Genomic DNA, 1,218 nt, shown 5'->3' on the forward strand with positions numbered 1-1,218 from the left:
AAATCAATGGGTTAGTCTAGACTAACTTGATTAAAATGCCCCCTTTTTTGGGGTAGAGCCGACTAACTTGATTAAAATGCCCCCTTTTTTGGGGTAGAGCCAAAACGCCACATACGCAGTATCTCCTCTTTCCATAGACAGAATGTTTTACCAAGAGCTGCCAGGGCTTTAAATGGACTACTCTTCAGCTCATCGAGCATATTCAAAAACTGAGGAATCATTTTTCGACGCTGAGGTGTCAATCTATCAGGTCGTATATGCAGTAAAGCCAAGATGCCCCGGTTACTTTTTATTTGAGTTGATAGTTCGCGATAAGTCATCATACATTGATGTTGAAGCAAACGAATGACATGAAAGCGGTCAGCCACTATTTTTGCATTGGGAAAGCGCAATCCAGAGAGGACAGTTTCTCCAGTACTTGCAAAATAAAGCATATTGAACTCCCTATAAAGGCTATTTACAGTTATAAGCACAAAAGGATGCATCAGAGTAATCGAGTCGATTTGATTTAGATCAATGAATGTTTTTTATATAAAAATCTACTTTTTCGAATGAGATGAGCTCGGGCCTGGGCTTGGTAAAAAAGGGACATGTTTAATTTTTTCCTCTTACTTTTAAAATCGAATATCATTTTCTGCCATAATCTGTATAACTCGAACACATTATAATGATTGATATTTTCTCTGAAACAAGCCGAAGAAATTAATAAATCATCCTCTCTATAGTTGACTTCTTCTAGAAGAAATCTGATTCAAAATATCAGCCCAACTAGGGCTGGCCTTGAATTTTGAATAGAACAGTTTTTTATTGAGCTTGAGATTACAATTCACGATTCAGGCCTGAACCCAGATCCACACTAAAATTAATCGAGCAAATATTGGTCAAGTTAAGCGTTACTTAATCTTTGTGATTGTACAATGAGCGAACGTGCGTTATTCTGATGCAATCTATGGCTTCATCTAAAACAGACTTAAATTCAAATTGGATTTCTGAAGGTACTTTGGTGCCCAATACTTCAGAAATGATTGCAAATGTTGCCTGTAGTTATTCCAGAGCATTTATATTGAAAGGATCTACACAACTCGTTAATAATACTTACGATAAATCACAAAGGCTCTCTCTGTATAAAGCTGTAAAGGACTTAAGAGGTTTATATAGAGAGCATCTTGATTTTAGCTTAGAAATCAATACGGAATATCAGGGATTTCATCGAATTAT

At 36.3% G+C, this 1,218-nt stretch carries 2 pseudogenes; one reads left to right on the forward strand and one right to left on the reverse strand.

Annotation, left to right across the window (positions count from 1 at the left end):
- Window positions 1-92: 92 nt before the first annotated feature.
- Window positions 93-386, reverse strand: a pseudogene (locus DGG96_RS20510) (transposase); the annotation flags it as partial.
- A 554-nt stretch (window positions 387-940) separates the two neighbouring features.
- On the opposite strand from DGG96_RS20510, the pseudogene DGG96_RS21285 reads away from it, so the two are divergent.
- A pseudogene (locus DGG96_RS21285) lies at window positions 941-1,218 on the forward strand (hypothetical protein); the annotation flags it as partial.

This window comes from Legionella qingyii (assembly GCF_003184185.1).